A 26,809-nucleotide genomic window follows, 5' to 3' on the forward strand; every position below is an offset into this window, starting at 1 on the left:
GCGAACTACTAACCCACTTAAAGAAACTTAACCCGGATTGGCGATCTGCTTACACTCCCAGCATCGTCAACCGAACTAAGCGATGTCGCAAGAGTGTTTTGCTTTAAAGAGTTCATCATCGAGCTCTGAATTAACTAGTAACGATATCATGTAATGATGGCCTTGAAATCCTTATCCACCGTGTGTTACCGCCGCTGGCCGTTTGATCACATGTGCACTTTATTACGCGAACATATTAAACTCACACTCCAGCGGAATATCAGCTATTCTGCTGAAGTGTGGACCAACAAGAAATAAAATGACTAACAGAATGTTATTTACAAGCAGTAGCCGTTGAACGCCTACTACCTGCTGCCGAGCTTGTTGTTTGGCGTAAAACGACACTACCGCAACCTCTCTAAGCGTCCTTTGTGTCTCGCTTATGGTGGTCACCAGCAAGTTTTCGCAAAAAAATGACGGATACTCACAATGCAGTAGACCCGTTTTGCTTTAACAACAGTCTGCCTTTTCCACTCAATTTCTTACAACAGAACCCTAACGCGTTGATAACCATGCGTGTGTAGGTCTGCCACGGCTGTGTTTATCTCAGACAAAGCCACTTTATAGTCAAATCAAGATTGTCATATGAAGCCCTGCCAGTCAGACAACCAGTGAACCCTGATACTCAACTGCACACACCACATACCAATGTCCCGGCAGACGTTGGTTATTCGACATCACCGGGCAACGATGGCGCATGCGTAATACATTTTATTTTTGGACATACTCCACAACCCATTACAGTTTTTTCAGCTTCAAAAGTTTTTTGTGCAAAGAAATTTATGAAGTTTAAAGATTTATTAAATTAGCGGTAGCAAGTTCAAAAGCTGGTACAACTTCTCCGCTAAAGGCAACGGTAGTTGCCGAGCTGTCTTAGCCATTTGGAAATCTGTTTTGCTTTGATGCCGTGCAGGCGCAGAATGTGAGACACGGTCATACCGTGTCCCATTATATGCTGAATAAGCGCTATTATTTGTGAGTTGTAGGGCGACAGAATCGTTCAGTTCAAAATTACACGTCTACCATTTTAATATTTAGATTGGTTTAAAACACAGGTATTGAACCCCCTTTACCTTAAAAGAGGTGCTGTGTCTGGTGATCCAGGGAGGTCCTTTTAGACGATAATAACTTGAGCTTCACTTTATCATAACGCGAAACCATCAGTCCCGTGCAATACGGTAGTAGAAGTAAAGGTTCACCACATTATTGAATCCTAATTCCATTCCCGGGAGGTACACATGATAAAGCGGTGTCAGACGCAGCTATTAGCACCTTTTTATAATATCAGTCGTATCCAAAATGGTTCGGTACAGCGACCGGCGAAGTTTTGAAGCGGAACGCAAAATACCCTCCTCACATTCATTAACATTCTTTAATAACAACAGAAGTTCCTTAAGGCTTTTCTTAACCTTTGTAGGATTAATACCGTCCGGGGCTTCAATTGTTTTTTCAATGTTGGCAAACTTCAAGCTCGCGTCGCTCACTGGTACGCTCATAGTAAGGGATTGTTCACGCAGAAGTTTAATTGAGTTGTTTATTTTACTCGCCTCTGACATTTTTATAGTTCCATTTTTGAACAATTTAAATACAGGTCTAAAATCATCACAATATGCTGCAATTCTGTCACATTTATCACTCGCAGCATCTATATATCTCTGAAAAGCCAAAAAATTTAATTTCGAATCTTTTTCTAATACATCAAGTACTCCATTCAGTTTTGAATCAATTATATCCCACTCGACAGGAACACTGTCTCCTGTATGTTTATTAAATTCATAAAGCGCAGCTATCATCCTTGGAAGGGCTCTGCATGATAAGGTTCGTAACTCCTGATTATTTCTCTGCTCTGCAGAAATATTTACATTCCTGACCCGCTTTAAGCTGATTAATGCATAATTACGATTGGCATTCTCTCGGTTAGATGCCCTTTGAAGTCGAAGCTGAATTCCTGCCGATACTTTCACACCCCCTCCGTTATAGCCTTTACTAAAGCAATTAAAATGAAAATTCACATTTTTAATTTCTAAATCTAACACCCGGCAAATGAGCATTGCCGGGTGTTAGATTTCTGATTACTTATTGAAGACAATAATAGATAGTATTATCAGTCATATAATCGGAGTTTAGACCTGATACAGGAATAAACTTTTCACCTTGGACAGTGCTAAAAGGGGCAGATAGAGTGCCATGTGATATACTCCGTTCTCCTTTATAACTTTCTGTAATGATAGTGTATGAATTGCTTTGCATTTTGGTATAGAGGTCAGCATTTTTTTGCATTGCCTCATGTAACCCGTGCAGCTGAGCATTGTTCAATTTCAGCGTTTTATTTAAACTTACCCCCCATCTCGCTAAGCATACCTCGGCAAAGTGACGAACAATCATTCCAGGTTCATATAGAGCTCTTCCTTCGCTAGCACCATCGATAGAGGCATTCCCGACCAATGTGGCGTGGCGTCCAGCAAGTGGATAGATATGAACTAAAGTAGATGCGTCCGTTTCGGGTATGACACAGCTGAATCCTTTAGAACGCTCATCTCTGGCATAAAAGGCGACATACTCTTCGACATTTTTGCCTAGTGACGTCTTATCCGCCTGAAAATTGAACGGCCCGGGAACCGGATCTACAGTAAATATATTCACTGGAATAGCGGCCAGCTCTGGGTCAGCCAACATGGCGTTAGCAAGCATATGGCAGCTTATGCCACCTCTGCTCCAGCCCACCAGATTAACCCGGTTGGGAAGTAATCCATCTTTCCGGAAGGTTTTGATGATTTGCTTTTGTACATCCTGCTGAGAAAGCTTACGATCACCGTAATCATAATGCCGCCATAGCAACGATCCGGTAACTTCAACATTATTAATATTAATCCCAGATTTTTTCAAAAGTTCATACTGTTTTTCGGATAATTTTTCACGCTTCCAATTGAAGTTTCCTTTAATCATGTGCAGAGCGTGATTTATGTTTTCATACCAGCCCGCGCCGAATGCATTGCCCGTCCATCCATAATGTTCACCGCTTTTTACCCACAGGTCATCATCCTGCAGATTACCACTGCCAGGGCCGTCGATGATAATCCATTCGGCAAATTCACGCCCCAGATTATTTGATGCAAGTGTTGATATAAGCTCACCGTTCCAAAAATTAGGATTTGAGTCATCGAATTTGTTAGATCCAGTACCGCAAAAATAAACAGTCAATACCGTCATATACAACTCCTGGTGTAAATATAAATAACCTTAAGCAGACAGCGACAAATACTGCAGGCCAAGATCCAGTAAGGAATGACATATTACAACTTTGACCATGTTCAAAATCCGCTTTGTCAGGCGATGTGATACGAAGTACCAAAACTTGTCAGGTTCTCCATGTCGTCTTTAAAGCTTGCATAATAGAATTTCACGCATGACAATTTAATACAGGCTAATTTTGAAAATTAAGTCTGGTCATTTTTAATAGTGACCACAAATCGATAATGTCAGATTTTAAGAGGCACATCATGATGGAGTTATAAACGTAAGATATAAGTTTATCAGAACGGCGAAAAGCCCGCGTAACTAAGCCTCAAGGATAAAAAACTTTTTATTCCTGATGTGGGCGAATGCAGCTTTGCATATGTCTTTTTTTGGCGTGAGCGTTTTTTGCAAGACGATTGGCATAAGTCATTATTGAAATAAATTCTGAGTTACGCGCGCACGATTGTGATAAGCCTAAGAACCCATACATTACCATACCCAACATTTGACAATTAAGATCTGCCAGTCGAATACAACATAATTAACGTAATGATATTACAGACAATAAGAGGGATTGATATTTCGTACACATTCAATTGTTAGGTCAATCCCTGACCCATTTTTTACTTGAATCGGCTAATTTGTACCTTGTTTAGCATACTTTCACTTCAAACCCTAACGGTAGCTGATTGTGACGGTTCTGATATTAGCTCTGTTTTTTATACTGACATCACCCAAAGAATAAGGGAGCGTTTGATTTTGTCCTGTAAGCTTAATCACCCTGTCGCTTTTGACGCCCCCTCGCATACAATGCGCAGTAACAGTTTTATTTACAGCATTCATCTTACATGCCGACTCCACTATTGAACCCGTAAAATGTATTACTCCCTGGGCAGCTAATGCACCCTGAGAAATTGTGGACAGCATAATCACTAAGGATAAAGCTTTCATCGTTTGTCCCTCCAGGTTAACTACCTGTATATCGGCACTAACATGAATAACCTTAGTTTAAACTGGACCTAACATGCTTTATTGAGAGCACCAACTAATGTAAATAAATATTTACACGCACTGCTTACTCCAGAACTTTCCTGCCCGGATAAATGTTGGAGTGCAATGTTTAACCTTAAAATTCATCATGTAACATCTTAAGTCGCTTCAAAGCATAACTGGCATCTGGTCAGATCACAGGAGGTTTCATTGCCATTTACCAGCATATAATGACAAAATTCAGTTAAGACATGGTTCCAGGAAATGATAGATTTTACGTTGAAGCGCTGAGCAATTGCGCATAGTAATGCAGGCAATGACAAATCATTACAGCCTAGCACGTCATCTTACGCAGACATTATGCTGTCTGCTTCTGTTATCGATCATGCGCGCCCTTAAAAATTGTTATGTTGCACGATGAATTACCACTTTAAAGCCCTGATCATCGCTGACGCCAGCCACCATTTTGTCAACTGAGCGATAAATTTTTCATTACCAGCTATCAGGATGTACTCTAATGCTTGTTGTTACTGTACCCGCTTAGCGCAAAAGGTTGCTCATTCAGACATCAGGCATAACCGGCTTGAAGGCAATGTATGAAAAAGATAGCCACTTAAATCAAAACGACACAGTTACGAATCGAGAGAGAGATATTTAATGAAGTTATCTCGGGATGAAAGCGCGCATAATTTCCTGCAAATAGTTCATTTACTCACGTATTAGACTAAGAGATTATTTCACATACCCGCCTCACACAATGTTGCAAAAGTTGGGGGTTAAACAGAAATGACAATTCAAGAGTGAGTTTCACTTAGTGGTCACTGCGTAGCAATGACCACTACTATCATGACCAGCCCTAAAGGCGGCCTATTAAGAAACTCGTGTTTTTACCTATGTGTCCCAAATTACAAGCTCTCTATTATTCATATAAAGCATCATCTGTAATGGATGATTGCTTCATTTATAAGCTTTAAGATATCGAGGCCAAAACACTGTTAACTAGTTACGTTTCGCCAATCAATTAATTATAAAAAGTTTAAAATTTCGTGTTATGCAGGCACTTGCAAATATTCATTATTGATATGCCGCATACGGACCGACAAACAGCTTACAGCTATAGCACACACTTAACTATAAAAAAAGATAAATCTGCAACAATCTGGCATTTGCAATTTTTAAAATCTGTTTTCTAAAAATTGCAACGACTTTCATTTATAATTAAAAGCGAGTTATCTGTCTGCAAAAGAGAGCTATCTGTTACTTTTAAATTAAGATTGCAAATATTTACTTTAGCTTTAATGGTTGTACAGCAGCCTTTGCAGCGCAAAAAACAGCACCCGCAACCCATTGAAATTCAATCATAATTCACACCCCATTGCGAAAGCTTGTTGTTGCTGAAAATCAATAATAACCAATGTAAACACTTCACATCTTACTACATTTAAATACATCAACTTTATGGATTAAATTTTTTTCTAATGTACTTAATTATAAATTCATCCATACAGATGCTTACGAACCCTGTTTACACGCAATAATTTACTGGTAGAATATTACTGCAAAATACCTGTGCGCTGTCGCGCACGAGAAATTCCGGGCTCTTTTGGCCTAACCCGCTCAGCGGGTTTTTTTTGGCCTTGTGAGAATACAGGCATACGTTATTTGCTAATCCACGTTGATTTATCTCGTTGTCTTATGGTCAATTACTGTCCCTCTCTGATGTCACAGGATTCACATCTTATATATATTTGGGGTCCTTTAGCCCGCTTATGCTTCGGATATAATACGCCTGAAGAAAGATTTTTTAAATGATACAAACTTCACTGTTTTAAAGTGGCCTCATCGAATACATGTGAGCTGACTATTTACTGGACTGCCTAATCATTGATAGTCGAGCTTTTGCCGCCAGGTTTGCGCCCTGACTCCGTCAGGCATCGGCACAATGCTAATGACCATTATTTCCACGAATATCGCCCCACTTATTGCATAAATACTCAGACCCGTTATGACGCTTGTACAACTCATTTTTCAGGCACCCAAAAGCCCCCTGCAAACGCCACATTATTGTTAGCGTCCGAAAACTCATGTTGCGCAGCAGCGTAAGTCAGTAGCGTGGGTTAAAGTTCTGATTCCAGTGCTGAACGTCCGGATGCGGGCGGGTACGGCAGCAGCTCACGCAGTTTTGACCGGGGCCACGACGGCAGGTCCGCCAGCCGCTCCCCACCCCGCAGCGAGCCCGCGAACAGTCAGCTCTTCCTGCACACCGCCACCGGACGTATCATCTGCTCACACCGGTTGTTGTCCGGCGGCACCAGCCCCTCATTCAGATATGCCAGCAGCGACGGCCACCGCTACAGCGCGTACGTGACGGCTCTGTGCAGCGCGTCGCCCGGGCTAGTCGCTAACTGCATGGCCAGCAGCCAGTCATGGAAGGTCGCCACCGGGCTACCGTTCATATTATACAGCGCCATGAATTTCCGGCGCACGTGCGACCAGCGCCCCGCCTCCCGGATGGCGGATGCCAGGGGGCCCTCACAGCGCGCCGTAGCCCGCATACCCGTCCGCAACCATCGGCCCGACCTGCCGGTCAGCATCGCGCGGGCGTCCCCCCCGCGACGACCCGGCCGGTAGTCGTACACCACCACGTCGCGGTCCGACCCCGCCGCGCTGACGTACGTCCTCAGGTACCCGCTGACCCCCTTACCCTTTTTCATGTCCGGCACCTAGTGCGGGATTTCGTCCGCGTGGATGACCCGCTGGCGCCGCAGTTCTTCCCTGAGCGCCGCCTCCCGCAGCGCCAGTCACGTACCCACCTCGCTGAACCAGCCGGACAGTCCCCCATCGCGGGCGTAGATTCTCTGCTGGCGGTACAGCGAGGTGGCCCAGCACCTTCGCGATGTTGACATGCGCCACCAGGAAGGCATCGGCTGCACCTTTTTCAACAAGCAACGGCGGCAGCGCCGCGTTCTGCACCGCAGCTCATCAGAGGGCGGACGGTGCGCTTCACCGTGAAGCGCGCCGGCACGTAGATCTGTTTTTCGCTTTTACGCCCAAAGCCATTAGTGCACAAAAAGCTTCAGCTTCACCTCCAGGTCGCGGATGTGTGTTTCGTGTCGTACCCCGGAGGGCTTCGAGGGTGGTGATACGGTCTTCACAGCGGCAGGGCTGTTTAGCCACCAGCCGCTGCGCCAGCCGAAGCAGTTCATCGGGGTTCTGTGTGGAGAGCAGTTTCGGTTGTCATGCCAGGGATTATCACAGGATGCCGGGATAATATCCTGATGGTGCGTCATTTTACTGCAGCAGACGTTTTACTCCGCCCGGGGGACGAACGGCCCGGCGGCGAGCCGCTTCCAGTCGACGCCGGCGGTGAGCCAGGTGAACTGCTCCGGGGTGAGGAGCCGGCAGGAAGCTAGCCAGACGCCATAGCGGTCCCACAGCAGCAGCTACATACGGGTGTGGTTTTGGGTCGTGAGTATAACGATGCCGGCGCGCATGTCGGCGGTCACAGAGCAGGTGAGGCTGACGCGACGGAGGTTGATGCTTTGCAATGCCGAAGCCGCACCAGGTCGGATGTCTGCGGGCAGCAAGGCAGGTGGCAATTAGGGGAATGTCTCGGCGTTGTACTCATCAGGCAGCGCGCGGCAGAGGTTGCCAAAGGTTTTGATGTTGATGCCATGATGACTGGCATACTGACTTTTGCTCCTCCCACTCTAGCGCCACAGATTATGGATATGCTGACGCCGTTCGCGAGTCATACGCTTCCGATTCATCATGATGAGATCTCATTATATAACTTCAGCACTAACATTAATAACATAGGGCATCTCGAAAGCTAAACAGACTAGCGCAGGATATTGCGATAGCCTGTTTTATTATGGATTAACAAATTAATGTTGACTGACAAAAATTCTTTTTGTTTCGTTGTCGATCTGGTTAATGGTAAATATTGAAGAGCGACTAGTAAGAAACTCCTCCTCATCCCTCCCAGGATAGTAATTATTCACCCTAATCCCGCGGGTCTTATCACTCACTATAACCCACCCCGAGCTAAAGTTCTCCGCTCGTTTTTCATTAAATGAAAATGAGCTGAAACGTTCAGGCTTAAAATCGTTTCCTTCCCCTGCGCGCCTCCAGAGATCGGCTTCATAATTGCTAACGCCGCGGTAAAGATTATTACCGATGATATATCCAGATTCGTTAATGGTTTGGTTGAGCTCGTCCCCTAGCTGGCGGAAATTTTCACCATCCAAATTTTTCAATGACTGCTTCAATCCTGAAAAGCCTCCTTTGCTTTCAGGAATGTTAGAAAGCATACGATGTTTCTTATATTCGCCTTCGTTTACGAGTTTTGCCAGGTCGTCAGCAGCATTTTTGCCATTAAATATTTTATCAGATCTATTTTGAATTTTATCAGAGTGCAACACCCAAGCGGCTATGAGACCGCGTGGAATATTAGAATTAGATTTTGATGTATTTAAAGTTGACACCGCTACTGTCGATTGCACAGATGGTGAAGGATTTGTTGCTGACTTCTCTCTCTCTTTTCGTCTTTCTTGCCGTACTAACTTATTGTGTTTCTTTTCCTCGAACTTCCTCGTAGCGTAATCATTGTAATTTTCGGCGAGGTGTTCCATAAATGTATTAGAATGTATGTCATAAAAATCAGATGAAAAACTTTTTTCGTACACATTATTGTTATCACCGGATTCGCGATGAAAATATTCATTCAAAGAGTTCTTTAACGCTTCCCTGCCGTTAGTGTATTTTTTTCCTATATCATCCCCGGGTGTCATATACATGGCTTCAAGTGCGCTTTTCAGGGCATTTTCAGCGGCAATTTTGTTACTTTCAAGTTTCAGCGATGCAGGATCAAAAGCATGTGAATCATAATTCCTATTAACAGAAGTGAGGATGTCATTCAGCTTAGCCATTTTTTTATTCAGAACTTTTGAATTCTGAGCCTTAAGCGTTTCCTTAAGTGAATTGATTGTTTCTACTGCCTGTTTATGTAAAGAAGAAGGTAATTTGACATTTGATTGAGTTACTCGATTAAGAGTTTTCAGTGATGCAAAAGTCACTTTCTTATTATTAAGTGCGTCATGATCTGCACGTACAAAAATATGTAAATGCTGTTTTGATAATGGTGATAGCGTATGCATTAGATGTAAACCTAAGATGATTTATATAATTTTGATAAAAATACAGCAAAAATTCTTTTAAAAACATCAAAAAACGATGATTTATCATAATGTTCGACAAATTTAAAGCTAAAATCGGGATGGTCGGGTGCAATGTTGATAATTTCAAACCATCGGATTGTAGCCGTTCCTGAATTACAACCTAAAATGTTAATGGCATGTCACAACAATGTTTACTTTTCATGTCTGCCAAATTTCTTGAATATTAATTTATCAATCTCCCTCATTATATAGTCGTCTTTGACACTATCAGCGACCACCCCATTTATAACGAATATGGAATACCCCCGCTTTACCTTATAATGCAACTGGTAAGAACCCCAGAGCGACAGATAAATCTACATTGTATTTTGAGCATCGCAACTGTCTTTAATCACTCATTACGAAACATGGTGAACCAACGATGAATCCCATGCTTTAATCTTTTAAAGTATTTCATTCAGAATGGTCTATAGTTTTCTGATGCAGGCTAATACGACCATTTTGTGCTTTGCTGCAGCAACCTGACATTCGTAAAATTCTTTAATTAGAGGATTGTGTCTTGTTTCTACCAGAGCGGACATATAAAGGGCTGTGGGAACTGAAGCCCGCCCAACAAAGATCGTTCGTCGACCACGCATCAGTTGGGTAGTACAGCACAAAGGTGGGTGTGATCGACCTGAAGAAAATGTCGATCACCTTGGGTAAGAATGTTAAAAAGTGTTCACCATGTACCTGAACACCCGTTTACCATGTCTCCGGAGCGTAACAGCAATACTGCTGGAGGGCATCGATTTGAGCCATCCAAAACGCCTGCTGTCGCCACTCACCTTGCTGTAATCTGCTTTATCCTGGCCACATGGCGGGCAACCTGGTAGCTTGCCCGCCATGAGCGACAATAACCCCGTCGACATTTCCCTCCTCAAAAAGGTTTGGCCGAACATCAGTTGCAGATACTGGCTCTTTAGGCCAGATTTGCCTCGCGCGCGAGGTCAAGAGCGCGGCCTCGCCGGTACCGGTCTTCTGGCGCGGGTGCTGACGTCAAAATATGCGTAGCACTCGTTGCTGAACCGGCAGTCAGATGTATACAAACGTCAGGCCGTCACGCTCAGCCGCTCGCCACTGACGGGATGGGTGAACGCGTTCTGACAGCTGCTGTCGCCTCTGGACGAGGCGCTTTCGCGCTACGTGCTCACCGAGGTCAAGCTGCACGCCGACGATACGCCCGTGTTGCTGCTGCTGCCGGGCAAGGAAAAATAAAACCGGCAGGCTGTGGACTTACGTGCACGACGGCCGCAACGCTGGGCCAGTAATGGCTACGACGCTATCTTGAGTTACATGACGAAATCGCTGAGCTGGTTGTCATGATTGCGGCTATTGTAAACAAACCGGCGATTAAGCTGATAAAACGTAATGTCGCTGGATACAAAAGTACTACGCAGTTGCTGATCACTGCCGGACACAATCTGCAACGACTCAGTTCTGAATCATTATCTGCAGCACTATGTGGCTTTAGCCCTGTTCCTGTCTCTTTGGGAAAAATGAACTGTATACGACTCAACCAGGGCGGAGTTCAAGCTGCGAATAATGCACTCCATATCATCGCCATGAATCGATTTAAACTGAAGCAAAATTAAGTATTATGTCGCCCGGCGAGTAGCCGAAGGCATATAAAAAAGGAAACAATACGGCGCCTAAAACAACATATCTCGATTAGTTTATAGGTTACTATGAAATCAAAACTGGCAGTTCGGCAGCATCCCGATAATGGCTTGACTCTTAGAAGGTCCTCCAGGGCAGTCTGCATGGCAGCGATGACTTTCGAAGATTTTGCCAGGTTAAAAACCTGTTACCCAGCATGAGCTGGCGCGTCAACTGCCGGGATAAAGCCGTGGCATAATCTTTCTTCAGATCACCAAAGAAAAGAGCTTAGCAGAAAGCGGATATATAAAAACCGGGGACATGGTCCTGCCTAATATATTTGATAACGAAATGTTCTGAAACCGGACACAACGCCACTCCAACCTGGAAAGCATCAGTCCTGATGTCTTTAAAAAAGACCTCGTCATGGGGATAGTAAATGTCTACGGAAACGGGGTCACTTCAGTTAGATTTTTCTAAAGTCAGAACATTAGTAAATAGTAATTATCTAAAACTTACCATCTGTCTGGTGATGGGTTTTCGTGTACAAAATTGTTCCTCTTCGGCTTTGACCAATCTATTGATGATTGCTTTGGCTTCTACACCTATGTCTACCCAGGTTTTGGATTCCCTGCTCTGTTGATACTGCCTCTGTTTTACTCTTCCAATTTGAGCCCTAACAAATTCTCCAATAATTTTCGCATTAGCTATTTATCCAGTAAATTGTTCAGTATCAAGACTCAATAATTTATTCTTTGCTTCTGACTGGTTTTCCTCGGGTAAATGACTTACCAGCAATGCTAATCTTGAAACAGGATTGGCTAAATTATGTTTCATCGCAATGATACGTGAGTCGTTAGCTTTACTTTCATTTGATGAGATATCCAAAGTCTCAGCACCTAAAGGCCAGTTAGCAAACATACATCTCTCTTCTACAATCCTGTTTATTGCCTCAGTTTTATTAGCCTTCTCATGTAATTTCTTTAATTTGAATTCAATAAAAAAGCCATGAAGCTTTAACAATTCTTTATTAAAAGACTTTGACTATGTGTTCATTATATAAATCCGGAGATAGTAAAGCACGCTTGATTAACATACTTAATTTTCGTGTTATTACATGCCCTCTGGTTTCCGCATCTTTAACAGCGCTGGCACAGGCGATAAGAATTGAATTGCTTTTTACTGAAAACTCATGATTCACTTAAACACCCACCCTACCATTATTTTAATGAAATAATCTCTAGCAGCATTCACATAGCGCAGATATAAAATAACGACGATTCATAATGATGGGAATTGGTAAAATGAACTACTCGCAAGTTATTCAGGCGGCATGGCACTGTGGCTTATTATAATTACTTACACATCGAGCAATACACTACCCCTCTCGCCCCAAAAACCTTACCATTTTATCCATTCTATTTTTATGTGTAATTACTCACGCTTCAAGGATAACTAATTTAAATTGCCCTCGGTAGAAAAATCTCATTACCTGATTAAGATGAAGGGAATTGGCAACAGCTAAGATTTGATTCGATATTGTGTTAAAGGCCCCATGGGCTGTCACTGCATTTTCCAGTGATTCACGTACCCCGACGATTCGATCACGCTTTCCGCACCGGTTTTTCGTTACTCTGTTTGAGCCATGATGATGGATTTGCGCAACGACACTACTCTTTGCCCTGAAGGAAGTCCGTTGTGCAGGAGGATATGCACTAGCGCTTCCGCCACCGTTGGATTGCTCTTCAGTCTATTACTCACTCACCCGCAACCTGCTGAAGATTGCTGAGCTTTCCTTCTGAAAACGATCTTCCGTCAATTCCATAAGTTTGAATGTCTGCCTGGTGTTCTGCTAGTTACACCCACAGTCGACTATGATTAGCAGCTCCTTTTTTCAGCTGCAGCTGCAGCTTTTAGTAGCTGCTACTCCGTGACTCACGTTCAGGTCATTTAGCAGACACGCCAGACGGCAAACCGACACGTGATATGCTTGTGGCGCGCCTGTTCACAAGGTGCGCAGGCAACATAAATATTGCCGCATCCTGTCGCACCTGTTATGCGCCGTTCTCATGACAGTACATACCCTCCCGTTACCAGCTGCGGCAATTTATCTGGCAAAGAGAGTAGCGAGAATTATTGCAAGCCCCTATTAAAGATAACTTATTTGGGATATTCGTAATGCGTAAATTTTTCTTTTGGCAACGTCATGTGTTCTTTCGGAATCGCATATGTAGCAAATTCTGATACACCATCTCTTTCCATTCCCATCACCATATTCCCCCTCATATGTTGATCGAGTGAAGTATCAACTTTTCCATCAGGCATGATGGTTGCACATCCTCTTATACCACGCGCCTTGTAAAATGTGCTGTATACAATAACCTCCTTACCGTGCTCATCTATCATGGGGGTACAGATTTTTGAAATATTCACCGTTACAAAAGCCTTCTCTGCAGGTCTTTTTCCGATCAAATGTTCGACTATTTCCTTTTCAAAGGGCGTATGGGACGCCCGCATTGTAATTGTCTCTGCATAAGCATATTTTTTTTCTGTGGCGTAAGGATCCCTATAAGTAAAAGACTCCTTCTGGCAAAATCTGGGCTTAAAACCCAGAGAAAATGTCACATTCAGGACTCCGCTCAAATATTTAAACAAATCTGTTTTTGATGTATCCTCATGTGTGAATCCTGTATTATTAATGAAATCGAAATTAACAGAGCTCTTTAAAAAATGCGCACTTAAATTCATAAATAACCCTTGTGATGAAAGTAAAAACCAAAAGTACTTTACTGACTGGCTTTCATTGATAACCATCAGGTACTGAATGTTTATTCGAACCAACTCATAAAATGCATCATTAAAAAAATTTCAACAAGCCACATCCGATAATGCGGCCCATCAGCCATAAATAACCTCAAAAAAAATATCTGACATTTATTTATCAGCCTCATTTTTGAGAAAACATATATTTTCGAAAAGGCTGAATATTTGATTGAGATCATCAACACGTCCTATATTTACGCCTGAACACTTCTTTTATAAGCAGGTATAAGACGCAATAAAAAAGGTTAAGGGAAAAACTCTGATACTTGTGCATGTTTGTTTACTTTTTTAACAAGCCGTTATCACAAGAGAGCTGCTACTTCAGAGAAACCCTGAATACTTTATCTATGCAAGGTTTTCCCTCGAAATGACCGAAAACTGTTATGCCTTGCAATGGCACCTGCCATGCTGAAGAGACAAGGGGATAGTTGAAGATAATTATTCCAGCGATACTTTACATTTATGTATTTATGGAAGACGGAATAAGAATGCAAGCGCCATATAAAATAAGAAACCCCATTTTTGTTTTACGTAATTCATTTACCATTTATCCACAGGACAGGAACAAGCAATTTAAAAAAATCGTTATTTTCACAAACGGTTTTAGAATTATTTATTACTTCATCTGGCATGCTGATAGAAGTCTTACTCCATTTGGAGGAGAGATAACTCATCTATCACAACGGACATATTTACATTCATCAATTACAGTGTGATGGTGTTCAGTTGAGAATAGTGCAAACATGTCCCTGAAAACGGTCTCGTTGTTTTCATAAGGGTGGGCTTCTTGCGGCCGTTGCCTCGCATTTATGATTTCAGATCATGTTGTCATACCGTGCCAGCCAAAGACGCTAGATAGGGTTTTAACAGGCCCAGTAAACCAACTGATATATCTTCCTTAACCAGAGACTGTCATTCATACGGCACTGCATGATTTGGCTTCACAGATAAATAAAAGTCATGGTATTGCGAGCTATAGGGTGTTTTCAGCTGAATTGACATACTGATATGCAATTAGACTAGCCTCATAGATCACCAGACACTTCGCATCTCTTAAAATAAGAGGTAGTCTTAGACCTATGTTTAACACCAGTCAGAATAATAAGATGGTTGAAGTGTTATCAGGACCTGAGCGGCGTCGCCGCCGTACACCGCAGAAAAAAATAGCCATTATTCAGCAGACAATGGAACCCGGTATGACCGTGTCTCATGTCGCCCGCCTGCATGGCATCAATGCCAACCAGATTTTCAAATGGCGCAGGCAATATGAAGACGGCTCGCTAACTGCCGTGGCTTCAGGCGAAGAAGTTGTGCCTGCTTCTGAACTTGCTGCCGCCAATAAGCAAATCCGTGAACTACAGCGCCTTCTGGTCAAAAAGACGATGGAAGCTGAAATACTTAAAGAGGCCGTGGGGTTCGTCCGGGCAAAAAATGGATTGCGCATACGCCCTTGTTGCCCGGGGACGACGAATAACCGACGTCTGCCGAAGTATTGGTGTGTCGCGTGCGCAGCTGAGTATCAGGGTTCACCGGTTGTCTGACTGGCAGGATCACCGGCGGCAATCCCGTTTTGAAGATAACGCGGTGTTGTCCCGGATAAATACGTCCGTGGCCAGCCTGCCCACGTACGGTTATCGACGGGTATGGGCACTGTTGCGACGAGAATCTGAGCGGGACGGGCAGCCTGTAGTTAACGCAAAACGAGTGTACCGGATTATGAGTACTCACCATCTTCTTCTTGGGCGAAAACCTGCGGATAACCATCGGAAGCGGGCCCATAAAGGACGCGTTGCGGTAGCCGAGAGCAACCGACGCTGGTGCTCAGACGGCTTTGAGTTCCGCTGGGACAATGGCGAAAAGTTGCGGGTAACCTTCGCACAGGACTGCTGTGATCGGGAGATAATCGACTGGGCTGCAGGCACAGGTGGCTATGACAAAGAAACCGTGGAGGATGTCATGCTGGGTGCGGCAGAAAACCGCTTCGGGCAGCCTCTGCCGTCAGAGCCTCTGGAATGGCTGACGGACAACGGTTCGGCCTACAGGGCACATGAAACGCGGGCGTTCGCCCGGATGCTGGGGCTGGCACCCTGCACGACAGGAGTGCGCAGTCCTGAGAGCAACGGCATAGCAGAGCGCTTCGTGAAGACGATAAAACGGGATTGCATCAGCATCATGCCAAAAACGGACAGCCAGATGGCGTTGATCAATCTGGCAGTGGCGTTCATCCATTACAATGAACATCATCCGCACAGCGCGCTGGGATATCGTTCGCCGCGGGAATTTATACGCAGGAAATTATCGCAACCGTAAGAGAGAAAATGCGTCTGGATATAGAGGGTCAAATCCAGCAATGCTGAACATTTGCTGCTGGCATTTCTTACGCGGTCATTACTAGTGCGCATCGCTAAGGCAGGTTAAAGATTTATTGTGTTGATACGTCACAAAACTTTTTCTGACCACGGAACTGCTAGCCCTGCCCGATTTTCAGCTTAAGAACGGGATTTCGTGGTTCTTCTCACAATACCGTATGCATCGCATCGCTACACTCCAGTTTGGCGTTGAATACGGCTATTTTATATTACTGGCGGGGCCACGGTAACGCAGCAGGCAGGGCACTGCGCCAGATGTAACCAGCTTACCTGAGCCTTCAACGTATTGAGATGCAGGTAAATGACAATCGATTATCTCCCCTGCTTTTAATGATAATGTGCCTCACGCCATCGGGAGCGGCGATAAACAATAATCTTCAGGATAGAATACGCTCAGCTATCTTAATGACGCCCGTACGCTCAAAGGGCCAGTATTCATTATGCCTGGATAACAGAATCTGGAGCTTTAAGGCCCTATAGCGCGTTAACGCGTTTATACGTATCCCTGAGTCATACGGTCAAAGCAACGCTGTTATGGCGAAAATATTGTCGCGTTCTCACCTATAGATTCAGGAACGTTTCAGCCGCTGGTCATGAACTTTACTGTATTGAATGGATGATTTTTCTATCAGGCTTCATTCACTGCGGAACACGGTCACATTACTCATCATCGCACAGTCCGCCAGGTGATGTGCCATGTCTGACTATTGTTCACATCCCACAACGCAGGCTGAGTTTCCTTCAATAGGTTACCTGTTCGTGAAAGCTTTGTAGCGGGGGCGCCAGGATCTCTATGCAGATGCCCACAATCGCTACCTGTCAATCACGGCTTAATGCATGCTGTCGCAGAGGTCAGTCGCAATCCACATTTATGAACACTGTACGGAGCTTGTCCTGAAGTATGTTCGCCTCAAACGCCATCTGAGTGAGCATTCATAAAAGCATACCCTTTACCAGTACGTCCTTAAGTAAGGAGACACCTGAACGGTTTACATTTTTTTGCAGTGCGAAATCATATCGTACAGCAGCAATCACATTGTTGCTGTACCGCTGTAAACACCCGCAGATAAGACTCAGGCATCGACGTAAAAGATTGACGTCAATTTGCGCTTTCGGGGATTGGCATCACTACAGGAAGAAGTTTACAGGGATGAGCAATAATGTGTATTACGATAATTCAGGCAAAAGAAAATCGACTAAAATTAACGGTTTTGCCGTAGCCATAAATCAGATTTGCCCTATCGATGTAACCTGACAGAGAAAGGTTGAATGCTGCGGGATTCATTTTCCGAGAGGATGCGAAAGCCGCAGTGTTACGCCTGAGATGGCTGTGGTTGAGTAATATAAGCGCCCACTTTGATATCGTAAATACGATGGTAGACAGTCTCAATGGTAAGCCACCAGGCATTTTGAAACTTTTTTGCTGCTGAGCAGCATTAACGCGCTCGGCAACTCTTACAATCAATGTGAGTGGGGAGCATCATCCGACCTCTTAAACCAGAATGCACGTAACACTGGCGTATTCCTCACGTCGAAATGATGCGAGCCGCGATATTTCAATCTATCACCTGGATTATTACCGCAGCGTCTGCCTGATGCCAGTAACAATTTCAATCTGAAAAGCCCTCAAATACCTCCCTCACGCGCGGGGATATCATCATAAGGCAGGATTGCTCCTACCACAACTCACCTGAAACCTCCCCCAGTCAACGGTTAAACCCTCATGGAGTACCGATGATGTCTTCCAGGTCCGAATCACATTCAGTGAACTCATCTGTAATGGTTTTGATAAGCCAGTCGTTATAGTCAAAATTATCGCACCGGGAATAAAGGCATTCTGAGCGGTAAAGCTTTTTTGGGGCGTGTTTATTGACCCCATAACGATAAAACTGAACCACCGACTTGTCTGTATCAGGCAACGTGATGGTAAAACCCAGCGCTCCTTCTCTGTTGTAAAACATCGTGACTGCATCAGCACGACCCAGATGCATTTTTTTATATTGCCGGTTTTTTCCATTAGTCAGTGCCGCAGTGAGCGTTGATTCGTAGGGAGTCTTCATAGCCGCTATATGTCAGTTAATAGTGAGTATAGGTTTGCCCATGATTGTGTTTTAATCCACTCATAAGTTTAGTAATGCGTGCAAAGTAATGCCAATAACACTATTTACTGAACATCTGCAATGTTTCTCTCTCATCTAACGTGTCAGACTTTCGTATCGTGACTCATCTGTTTAACACTTTCAGAACGGGCATTCGTATATGGTACTTCCTGCTTAATATAGATTTGATTCATTAGCGTTAATCCGACTGTCATATACACTTGAAAAGCACATAACGAGCGTATGAAGTTCAGTATGTATAAGCTAAAGAGAGAGGCATTAAGAATGCATGTTAATAAGCAGTAACTAACGCTTTTAACATGATCATGTTATCGCATTACTCTTTCCAAATGCCAATTCAGCATTAAATTGATAAAAATATGTTTACACTGAGCCAGATAAAACTTCAGCTACCTGAACAGATGAAGCCCAGTGGTGACTGCGATAAGTGAGTCTTTGTTAATACACTGTAGTTAACCCGTCGCGAACAAAGAATTAACCGGAGAAGCGAAGTTCCCCGGTTAATGTATTTATCGATATCGATCCGGCCAGATCTCAGCAGGGTCCTTCTTCAGGAACTCCGCAATGATCCGCTCTGCTCTTGGCCAGGGGCGATAAAATACGTTAGATAAACTCGAAGAGGATAAGCCGGCCTCCCGGGACAGCGCTGAGAGACTGCTGCCGGCTTTCCGGATGGCGCAGAGAATATCGGCTCTGTGCCAGTTACAAGGGGGAGGTGTCGCCGCTACCGGTACATTATCAACATTATCAGTACCGGTCACAAACACCTGTTCAGTACGCTGCTCGTCGTGCATGGAATGCTCCTTGGGTGGCGAATCGAACAGGGTTTGCACTACCAGCACAGGATACTGGTGAGGCCGAAGCCTCCCCCATCCGACCCGCCATAGAGACGAGCTCGGACCGGCGGAATGATAAACATTCTGCCTTCCTGTGTAAGGGGTGCAAATCCCTGCCATCCTGTTGATGGCGCGCAAACTTTATAACAAAGACAATAAGTAAGCAACGTAACATTTAATCGTTAGCGGAACAGCATACTACATTAAGTCAGGCGCAACTTGCACAGCCTCCGCCGGAACAACGGTTAATTATGCAAGGCATGCATATTTGAAGTAGTAATGAACTCTAAGATGTAAGATTGCAGTTGTTCACTGCCTTAACGCCTTACGTACACCCGCAACACTGCAAAATCCCTTTTGCAGAAACTGATGGCATAAGTGCAGAGCGTGTTTTTTACTTATGCCCGGGATAAAACACTCCAAAAAAAATTAACCAGTAGCATTGAGCCTGACAAGCGCTAATGGAGGAGGAAGCACACCGGTAAATCTATGCCAGTCCATATACCCTGCAAATCCAGAACAACGAATCAATTAATTAAAAATGAATACATCCAGTCTCCGCTCAGCAGAACACAGAGAGCAAACCCATAATTGTCTTTACAGATAAGTTGACATGACGCCTGAATCCTCCGGAAGCTTGATAAGATTATCTTCAGCAAACAGCATCATCTCTTTTTGATGTAAGGAAAGCATCAGGTTAAACTTCTCGTCACTATTATCGTATTTTAAATTGAATTCATGGTTACGATAATTATCCATTGATTTAAGAAATGACTCCGCCCTTTGGAGATCCTGACAATATTTACCTAAATTAGTCCAGTAAATTTTACCAGGGTTTTTATTATTCAGGGAATTGTTAACTTCATCCGCCGCCCCACCGCATGCGGGGAAGTGTGCGTTAGTTTCAGGGGTATTATCACTGAATGCTTTAAAATTGCTTACGGAAATCAAATCGGATGCCGTCTTAGCAGCTAAAGGCATTGAGGCCTCTAAATCTGATAAGACCCGTTTAGTCTCTGTGACTAAATCAGAAACAATACTATCCTGTTTCTTAATCAACCTTTGAATTTCCAGTGCAACATGCTCAACATTGTCAAGCGTTTTTTTATTATTTAAGATTCTATACGCCTCCCTCTCTTCAGTGGGGAGTTTTGTGTATGCTCTGACTAACGCATCGCTAATTTTTGCCTCTTTGGCAGGCTCTACTTTTGAAGATTGTAACTCCAGCGTTTTATGCAGGGTTTTGTTATAATTATTAATTACATAAAACTGATTAGCCGTCAGGTTTACGGGTGACCGTTTAATGGCCCTCAGGAGATCAGCAAGATTTCTGTTACTTACTCTCTGATTATTTCTCACTTTTTTTATCACGACTTCATAGGCTTGGGCCGCGTCAACCGGTCGCCTGCTGAAAACATTGGTTATAATACTCATCATTATTCGCGCCTGTACGTAAGTATAAAAGTTGGTTGAACTTATAGCAGTGCCTGTATGCTTGTATTATAAAAAAGAAGCATTCCATCACTATGCGCACTTCATCCATAATCACAAAGTCGTAACATTTCAAGCGTATATCTGAAATCATTCATAAAATGCCATTGGCGACATAATCCAAAGAACTGATTTTTATGAGTTTTACGAACCATAAACATTGATTAAAGACAATCAGGTTTAACATTAATCATGCTTAGAACACCTAATTTTTGCTTCCCCGCATTCTGATTCGGAAAAGCTATGATTTCGCTTAACGTGTAATGCATTTTAAATTTATCAGGCAGACCAAAAAAAATTTTAAAATAATGAATGCAATGATGTTAAATTAGCCGTATGCAAAATTTGCGTGGGTTATACCTCCCCTCGCGTGAATAATAGTGACTTTATGCAAAGCCATTTCATCGAAAATTCCCTCCAACCAGTATAACTCTGGATCTTACAAAATTCATTGTCTACTGTTTGTATCGCCCGGACTATAGATCTGGCGGCTCCGATACCATTGCAACTTGCGCAGGCATTTGATGCGATACTTAAGCTCATTGATTCTTCAGGAAAGAAATCGCTTCAATCCGTTAAACAGGTAAGAAAACACACGCGTAGTTTCTTCATGCCTCTTTATGGTGTCAAATCATCATATAGCTACCTAACTAAAATATTTTCACAAATAAAATAACTCATAAATTAAAGATGATAACGCCAACAAAAAAATCACCAGATATTAATTTCTTATCGAATGTTATTCACTTGTTTACAAGCTTCAGCTGCGATGCATTTGATTAATTGCGACTAATACACTTCACGTTATATTTTCAGACAAAACTTGTTTTTTGAATAATATAGAGAGAGGATGTCCTGACATTAGAAAGCAATAATTTAACACTAAAAATTGACCACATCGGCAATGCCATTTTTATCTTCATTTGCAATACATCGTAAGTGACCGAATGATTTAATAATGTTTTTTGTTTTCGCAGCATTAGCTCATGATTCATTTATTACATATCTAAGTACCAATTAATTATTCTCAAGATTATTATGGATAATTGAAACAACCTATCAAAAAGGTTACATCTGTACTGACCACCAAGTCAGTAGTGTTCACCATAGGTTCTCCTTAGATTAAAAATTTCAAAACCAGGGATAAATGCTCCCGAACGCGGAAATATCTAATTAACATAGAGGAATAACGCCACCTTAGTAAGATTGATAAATACCCTGCTGTTAATCGTGACAACCCAATCACACATAAATTTATGAGGCCTATTATGTTACCTTCAGTAATAAATAACCCAGGCAGAGTTGTTAATACATGCTCAGTGGCTACACAAACGGAAAATCCCCCGCCCTGTGACATGAGCCAGGATCTTACAGGAGTTACAAATAGCTCAACGACTCTTAAGCGTAGATGTTCCGATTCGTTAAATGATTTACAACTGGCTAAGCTTACGAAAAAACTTGATCTGAGTGATGCTATAAAATTTTATGAATCTGAAATTGCAGCTGAAAAATGTAAATTACAAAACAGCAACGAACGCCTTCAGTTTCTTTATGACCGAAAGTCAAAGCTGTGCTTTTCTGCAAACTCACATGCGCCTTTGGTTTCTCTTTTCTTGAGTGATACCATTGGCCTGCGCGAAACAATTTTAGAGCTGCCTACAAATGATTATATGAAGCTCGCTCTGATTTCCAGACATTTCAAGATTGATGATATTACAGCGAAATTTCCTGATAATCGTCATAATATCGACGGTTGTTTTAAATGTTCGGCGCCCCCCAATGATTTAGTGACGTTGGATTTAGACTTTGTCTTAAATGAATTTTCTGAAATGGTAAGTCAGGATGTGTACCCGCCAGAAAGAGATTATGAACGCGACTTTGCGCATTATTACTCAATGGTTTATCATCTTCAGGAAATAGCACTGGGCATCAATCCTCCTGATACGTCAGGTAAGCGTTTTATTCCCTCTCAACTCTTCAACCCAGAAATGACCGACAGGGTTATTACGCCAAAAGACATCCTTATCAGGGATTTTCCACTTGATGAGTTAATTAACTGCAGCTTCGATAATCAAAATGCCAACAAAGTTTGGTACAAAACGATATATGACAGAAACAATGAATATGCATCTAAGTTTGGGCTTGATAAACCAAAAAACAAAAACCAAAGGACTTAATGCACAATTTACTTTCGTAATGTAAGTGGACAAATACCGTCATCAAAGCTCAGGCTTTGATTGTCGGTATAATTATGTCCCAGCCAAGTGCAACATCCTGTGCAAAACGCTTATCGCGACAAGATCAATACTCTTTTTATGCATGATTATAAAATTACGACCATAGTTTTGGATGTGTGTGTGCACTTGCGGGAGCTATCAAGTCAACACGGGTTAACACAACGTTTATTACACAGGTAACTTTGCTCATCTGCATTTACCGCACTCGCTTACGTTACCTTTCACTCAGGAAGCTAATCAGTTGCTTCAGCTCTGAAGGAGAAATCCCGCCGTACTTATTGCGCCAGGTAATGGGATGGACTACCTCTTCCCTCTGCGCTTAACTGAACATAATTCATCCAGCAGGAGTGTGACTATGAACATCGCATTTATGGGCATCGACCTGGCAAAAAATGTTTTCCAACTTTGCGGACTGAATCAGGCAGGCAAGCCGGTTTATACCCGGCGTGTTGAGCGAAAAATTTTACTTCAGACGCTGGTCAATATACCCGCCTGCCTGATTGGTATTGAAGCATGTACGGGAGCATTTTACTGGCAAAGGGAATTTGAAAAACTGGGTCATAAAGTGAAAATCATCAGTCCCCAGTATGTTAAGCCTTTTATTCGCGGACAAAAAAACGATGGCAATGATGCACAGGCAATCGCGGTGGCACTGATGCAACCAACAATGCAATTTGTCCCCCCGAAAAGCCCGGAACAGCAGGATATACAGGCGTTACATCGGGCCAGACAACGTATAGTTAATCACCGTACTGCAACAATCTGCCAGATACGAGGGCTTTTACTTGATCGCGGCATCTCAATTGGTACGGCGATGTCCAGAGCCCGCCGTGCTGTTCCATTAATACTTGAAGATGGTGAAAATGGATTAAGCATAAGAATGCGAAAGACAATTGCTGAACTTTATGAGCTTTTCATAGATCTTGAGAAACGGATCAATTTTTTTGATAAGGAGATCGAAACTGTGTTCAGGCAATCAGCAGAATGTCAGCGCATAGCCAAAGTTAAAGGGATCGGCCCGAAAACGGCTACAGCTGTTGTTGCTGCGATCGGTAATGGTCAGGAATTTAAAAACGGCCGTCATTTTGCGGCATGGCTTGGACTTGTCCCGCGGCAGCATTCGAGCGGAGACAGACAGGTGCTGATGAACATCACTAAGAAAGGCGATAAACATTTAAGAACACTTTTAATTCACGGAGCCCGCGCAGTTGTCCGGGTAGCAACAAATAACAATGATGGTTCTCTAAACCAATGGGTTAATCAGTTAAAAGAACGACGGGGTTTCAATAAGACTACTGTCGCGGTGGCAAACAAAAACGCCCGGATTATCTGGTCGATCCTACGGCATGAAACTGAATATCAACCCGCATTGAATTAAGGCTTACCTGATGAAAGTTGCAGCGTACTGAAAATGGTAACAGGTTGCACCTGCACAGTCGGAACCTGATTTTTATACTGGTCCCTGAGACCGTCCAAGTGTTGAGGCGACTGTGTGCGGATTTCCCATTTGGGCACAGGCATATTCCTGATGCCGGATAGATGTTAGCAACAACCTAAACCTGACCCAGTGCTTGCAAAACAGAGGTAGTCCATAGATGTAAAACGTGGCGTCGGAGATGCCCAGCTTGCGGCAGACTTCCGGCACGGACGTACCCAGCTCAGCCTGCTTCAGGGCAAAGACAATCTGTCTCTTAGGTGAATCGTGACATTTTCATCGGCACAACCTCCGCTCAGGGGAGTCATTATCATGCCTGAATTCTGTTTCTGAATGGAGCAGGATTTCGGGTCAGGGTCAGGATCCGACATTACTAACTTAGCCTTGTGTCTAATTCTAGAGGCAGGATACTTCACCTGTAATTGATTCATAGCGTAATTAGAATCGTTGAAGCTACGTGAATACCCTTAACTTCAGTCCTCAGTTGTCCAGTAATGCTGCGCGAAAGTAAAGCAGTATAGGTCACCTTTATGCAGAACGCCTACTGGGACGCTGGTGTCATTTTAATGCTGAAATAATAATACGTGAAACAAACTTTTCAATTAGCACTCACTCATCATTGTTTATATTCTCTTAAAACTTCTTCATTATAAACATAGCCTTATTTACACCTCTAGATTTGACGTTTGAAACCCACATTTTTTTGAAGGTATCCATGGATGCTAAAATACTCCCACCGACCCAGCTTTGATAACTTGTTTCATAAGGTTGCTTAATTATCACACTTACAGATTCTCCTAGCTGCAAAGTGAGTTTTTCTTCGACTGCTTTGTAGAAATCGGCTGGTAAAGGATTATTTATATCTAGCCTGCCGGTCAGCACAATATGGCTTAATAGCTTTGCAAGTAAATCTCTTTTGCATGCGTTCATTGTTTTTTTTACGGTTTCACAAATGTTATTAATCAGATGTAACTCATGACCATCAGCGACGGCATTCTTTCCACTGTATTCACCTTGTCTGACCGACTCATCAATCAGTGTTCCCTCATGATAAGCAGTGACTTCTAATAAATCCTCTTCTATATATATTACAACACCTTCCCTACTGCCTGTAGCATATAGTGCAAGTTGACCTGCATAAGCAAAAAAAACAAGTGGAACCTTAAAGCCATTGAAGAAGACATTGCTTAACCTACTTTTATTTTCATTTGTCAAATAGTTCACTGAAGTGATAATGAGAATAGGATGTTGTTCTGGTACAATACGGAGTTCTTTTTTAGCAATTATAGCAAACGTCTTTGCAAAATCTGCAACAGAACGACTCAATCTGATATCAGAAAGAGGAGCGTAATTACCAGCAAAGCCGGATTTAACCCATCCACCTGATATATCAACTATTAATGATTGAACGTCGCCTGTATCAGCTTTAAGAGTAGCACTGGTTGACATATTGACCTCTAATTTATTGATAGCATTGACATAACCATGTGTCGCAGACTAAAGTACTTCTTTTGCAGGTACATAAACCTTTTAAGCCCGACTGTGTGAGTTAAGCACTTTTCATTAAATCATACATAAGCTAAATTATTGTAGTCAGTTCATATGAATTTCCGAAAAATTTTCAATTAAAATTAAATATTCATTCTATTTTTAATAAAAACATCAAATCGCTTTGAACATTATAAAGATAGCTACGTTAGAAAGGGATGCCCCCTGACCATCGCAAGACCCTCCCGCCTGTATATGGATTCGACCTGTGTATCAAAAAAACTTACGCTACAAAATTTTTCTGCACGTACTCCTTTAGTGAAGGGTATACCGTCCGCACTATGTGATGGGATGCTTATGATATTGACCGCTCGGCACGAACAGAATCATCCCTATCGTCTGACTGTCCGTTAATGTCACGATGCTTTCATCATCCCTTGTTATCGTCTTCACGAAGCTTTGCTATATCGTTGCTATTCAGGCGCAATAGTCCGTGGTACAAGCGCAGATAAGCGAACACAGGTCTGGTACAATGTATATCATGAGCCTTTATCCCTGAGCCGTTCCAATGACTCTGATAACCGATGTTTACCGAAGTGCGTTTGAACTACCCGCAGCCTCATCTTTTGCTCGTCTTTTTATCGTAACCATTAGTACTTGCTACCCCGTCCGATAATATCTCATCACAACTTGCACAGAGGTCACCGCAGTTTTTAGTTATGATTACACTGGAACACCTCATTACCCTGCCGGCGGTTAATATCAACTATATCCATAGATTTGCAGCTTAGGAAAAACAGCTTTCATCAGGATCAGCATTTTAGAGTCTTTAAATCACTGTTACTTACTTCGTCACTGCCATTTGAATACCTTATCAGGGATGTAACTGAAAAGCGTATGTAACATACGTTTAGTCCGGCAGGCGT

At 43.0% G+C, this 26,809-nt stretch carries 14 protein-coding genes and 6 pseudogenes; 6 read left to right on the top strand and 14 right to left on the bottom strand.

The window, feature by feature from the left end; genetic code table 11:
- Positions 1-1,304 precede the first annotated feature (1,304 nt).
- The 7 genes and pseudogenes from AAF463_RS24140 to AAF463_RS24170 form a co-directional block, all read right to left on the bottom strand.
- Entirely contained in the window at positions 1,305-2,003 is a 699-nt protein-coding gene (locus AAF463_RS24140) for a hypothetical protein (RefSeq protein WP_350262757.1), read from the bottom strand.
- A 112-nt stretch (positions 2,004-2,115) separates the two neighbouring features.
- Entirely contained in the window at positions 2,116-3,249 is a 1,134-nt protein-coding gene (locus AAF463_RS24145; RefSeq protein WP_350262758.1) for a hypothetical protein, read from the bottom strand.
- A gap of 3,263 nt (positions 3,250-6,512) precedes the next feature.
- Entirely contained in the window at positions 6,513-6,578 is a 66-nt protein-coding gene (locus AAF463_RS24150) for a hypothetical protein (RefSeq protein ID WP_350262784.1), read from the bottom strand.
- Positions 6,579-6,617: 39 nt separating this feature from the next.
- The gene (locus AAF463_RS24155; RefSeq protein WP_350262787.1) at positions 6,618-6,752 is read right to left on the bottom strand and encodes a hypothetical protein; all 135 of its coding nucleotides are present in this window, start codon (positions 6,750-6,752) and stop codon (positions 6,618-6,620) included.
- A 21-nt stretch (positions 6,753-6,773) separates the two neighbouring features.
- A pseudogene (locus AAF463_RS24160) lies at positions 6,774-6,980 on the bottom strand (hypothetical protein); the annotation flags it as partial.
- 1,173 nt (positions 6,981-8,153) lie between these two features.
- Positions 8,154-9,425: a hypothetical protein gene (locus tag AAF463_RS24165; RefSeq protein ID WP_350262759.1), complete on the bottom strand. Its 1,272-nt coding sequence runs from the start codon at positions 9,423-9,425 to the stop codon at positions 8,154-8,156.
- A gap of 491 nt (positions 9,426-9,916) precedes the next feature.
- Positions 9,917-10,084, bottom strand: a pseudogene (locus AAF463_RS24170) (IS110 family transposase); the annotation flags it as partial.
- 343 nt (positions 10,085-10,427) lie between these two features.
- Here AAF463_RS24170 and AAF463_RS24175 point away from each other — a divergent pair.
- From AAF463_RS24175 to AAF463_RS24185, 3 pseudogenes are all read left to right on the top strand, one after another.
- Positions 10,428-10,761: pseudogene (locus AAF463_RS24175) on the top strand (transposase); the annotation flags it as partial.
- A gap of 1 nt (position 10,762) precedes the next feature.
- A pseudogene (locus AAF463_RS24180) lies at positions 10,763-11,177 on the top strand (IS110 family transposase); the annotation flags it as partial.
- Between the two features lie 58 nt (positions 11,178-11,235).
- Positions 11,236-11,441: pseudogene (locus tag AAF463_RS24185) on the top strand (IS3 family transposase); the annotation flags it as partial.
- Positions 11,442-11,795: 354 nt separating this feature from the next.
- Here AAF463_RS24185 and AAF463_RS24190 read toward each other — a convergent pair.
- Together AAF463_RS24190 and AAF463_RS24195 are read right to left on the bottom strand one after the other, a co-directional pair.
- Entirely contained in the window at positions 11,796-12,005 is a 210-nt protein-coding gene (locus AAF463_RS24190) for a hypothetical protein (RefSeq protein WP_350262760.1), read from the bottom strand.
- 1,239 nt (positions 12,006-13,244) lie between these two features.
- Positions 13,245-13,832 carry a hypothetical protein gene (locus AAF463_RS24195; protein WP_350262761.1) on the bottom strand — a complete coding sequence of 196 codons (588 nt, stop codon included), beginning with the start codon at positions 13,830-13,832 and terminating at the stop codon, positions 13,245-13,247.
- A 1,181-nt stretch (positions 13,833-15,013) separates the two neighbouring features.
- Here AAF463_RS24195 and AAF463_RS24200 point away from each other — a divergent pair.
- Positions 15,014-16,217, top strand: a protein-coding gene (locus tag AAF463_RS24200; RefSeq protein WP_350262762.1) for an IS3 family transposase whose coding sequence is annotated in 2 segments (ribosomal slippage) — positions 15,014-15,336 and positions 15,335-16,217 — 1,206 coding nt in all. Because the reading frame shifts where the segments join, the coding sequence is not laid out codon by codon here.
- A 1,780-nt stretch (positions 16,218-17,997) separates the two neighbouring features.
- On the opposite strand, the gene AAF463_RS24205 is transcribed toward AAF463_RS24200, so the two are convergent.
- The 3 genes from AAF463_RS24205 to AAF463_RS24215 all read right to left on the bottom strand — a co-directional run bounded on the left by AAF463_RS24205 (position 17,998) and on the right by AAF463_RS24215 (position 20,669).
- Positions 17,998-18,336 carry a hypothetical protein gene (locus tag AAF463_RS24205; RefSeq protein ID WP_350262763.1) on the bottom strand — a complete coding sequence of 113 codons (339 nt, stop codon included), beginning with the start codon at positions 18,334-18,336 and terminating at the stop codon, positions 17,998-18,000.
- A gap of 569 nt (positions 18,337-18,905) precedes the next feature.
- Positions 18,906-19,157, bottom strand: coding sequence for a helix-turn-helix transcriptional regulator (locus tag AAF463_RS24210; protein ID WP_350262785.1), 252 nt, complete (start codon positions 19,155-19,157; stop codon positions 18,906-18,908).
- 672 nt (positions 19,158-19,829) lie between these two features.
- Positions 19,830-20,669, bottom strand: coding sequence for a hypothetical protein (locus AAF463_RS24215; RefSeq protein WP_350262764.1), 840 nt, complete (start codon positions 20,667-20,669; stop codon positions 19,830-19,832).
- A gap of 1,322 nt (positions 20,670-21,991) precedes the next feature.
- On the opposite strand from AAF463_RS24215, the gene AAF463_RS24220 reads away from it, so the two are divergent.
- Positions 21,992-22,900 (top strand): hypothetical protein, encoded by a 909-nt coding sequence (locus tag AAF463_RS24220; RefSeq protein WP_350262765.1) that lies wholly within the window; start codon positions 21,992-21,994, stop codon positions 22,898-22,900.
- A 415-nt stretch (positions 22,901-23,315) separates the two neighbouring features.
- On the top strand, positions 23,316-24,338 hold the full coding sequence (locus AAF463_RS24225) for an IS110 family transposase (protein ID WP_350261167.1): 1,023 nt from the start codon (positions 23,316-23,318) through the stop codon (positions 24,336-24,338).
- A gap of 219 nt (positions 24,339-24,557) precedes the next feature.
- Here AAF463_RS24225 and AAF463_RS24230 read toward each other — a convergent pair.
- Positions 24,558-24,675, bottom strand: a pseudogene (locus AAF463_RS24230) (transposase); the annotation flags it as partial.
- A gap of 353 nt (positions 24,676-25,028) precedes the next feature.
- A complete protein-coding gene (locus tag AAF463_RS24235; RefSeq protein ID WP_350262766.1) occupies positions 25,029-25,844 on the bottom strand; it encodes a hypothetical protein in 816 nt (271 codons plus the stop codon).
- Positions 25,845-26,809 lie beyond the last annotated feature (965 nt).

Origin of the sequence: Pantoea sp. BJ2 (assembly GCF_040255075.1) — a bacterium.
Taxonomy (GTDB): Bacteria; Pseudomonadota; Gammaproteobacteria; order Enterobacterales; family Enterobacteriaceae; genus Pantoea; species Pantoea leporis.

Excerpts from the sequence above, each read along its gene's own strand:
- AAF463_RS24145 (WP_350262758.1), bottom strand. The coding sequence starts at position 3,249 with ATGACGGTATTGACTGTTTATTTTTGCGGTACTGGATCTAACAAATTC.
- AAF463_RS24235 (WP_350262766.1), bottom strand. The coding sequence starts at position 25,844 with ATGTCAACCAGTGCTACTCTTAAAGCTGATACAGGCGACGTTCAATCA.
- AAF463_RS24225 (WP_350261167.1), top strand. The coding sequence starts at position 23,316 with ATGAACATCGCATTTATGGGCATCGACCTGGCAAAAAATGTTTTCCAA.
- AAF463_RS24165 (WP_350262759.1), bottom strand. The coding sequence starts at position 9,425 with ATGCATACGCTATCACCATTATCAAAACAGCATTTACATATTTTTGTA.
- AAF463_RS24205 (WP_350262763.1), bottom strand. The coding sequence starts at position 18,336 with ATGAAGACTCCCTACGAATCAACGCTCACTGCGGCACTGACTAATGGA.
- AAF463_RS24215 (WP_350262764.1), bottom strand. The coding sequence starts at position 20,669 with ATGATGAGTATTATAACCAATGTTTTCAGCAGGCGACCGGTTGACGCG.
- AAF463_RS24190 (WP_350262760.1), bottom strand. The coding sequence starts at position 12,005 with ATGTTTGCTAACTGGCCTTTAGGTGCTGAGACTTTGGATATCTCATCA.
- AAF463_RS24195 (WP_350262761.1), bottom strand. The coding sequence starts at position 13,832 with ATGAATTTAAGTGCGCATTTTTTAAAGAGCTCTGTTAATTTCGATTTC.
- AAF463_RS24220 (WP_350262765.1), top strand. The coding sequence starts at position 21,992 with ATGTTACCTTCAGTAATAAATAACCCAGGCAGAGTTGTTAATACATGC.